Below are 512 nucleotides of genomic sequence, written 5' to 3' on the forward strand. Positions count from 1 at the left end.
CGCCATAAACGGTCTTGTCCGTCGTATCGGCGTGGAAGACGCGAAGAGAGAGGCCTTCTTTCTTGTAGATCTGCACGAGGCAAGACGAAAGGACTTGATGGATATTCGCCTCATACAGGCGATCCAAATGACGCGCGATGGCATCGTCGTTGAACCAAGACGGCTCCAGCCCTGGCCGAATCAGCTTCGGCAAATCGATGTCATGCGCCCATTGTTCCAAATGAACGAGCGCTTGCCGGCCGCTCAAGATATCCAGAACGATTAGTTTGACGATATCGCTGGCTCGAGTTTGGCATTGCGGATCCACGGGAACGAGACGATCAATCAACTGAGGAAGGTCAAGATCTTTGAACAGGGCGCTTATTATATTCAAATAAGAACTTTCATAAATGGCCCGAATTTGAACGTCCATGATGAGCAAACTCCTTTGCTTTCCTTGTGTTCCAAGGTTTTATTCGACAGGAAGATAAAAAAATCCTCCCGATTTTTGTCGAGAGGGTGCGAAATGTGAG

1 protein-coding gene is annotated in these 512 nt (G+C 48.6%); it reads right to left on the reverse strand.

Annotation, left to right across the window (positions count from 1 at the left end):
- A partial coding sequence (locus tag M4I42_RS17095; protein ID WP_268853212.1) for a DUF4277 domain-containing protein occupies window positions 1-412 on the reverse strand: 412 nt, incomplete at its 3' end.
- Between the last annotated feature and the right edge of the window lie 100 nt (window positions 413-512).

The organism is Anoxybacillus sp. J5B_2022 (assembly GCF_026847645.1).
GTDB lineage: Bacteria > Bacillota > Bacilli > Bacillales > Anoxybacillaceae > Anoxybacteroides.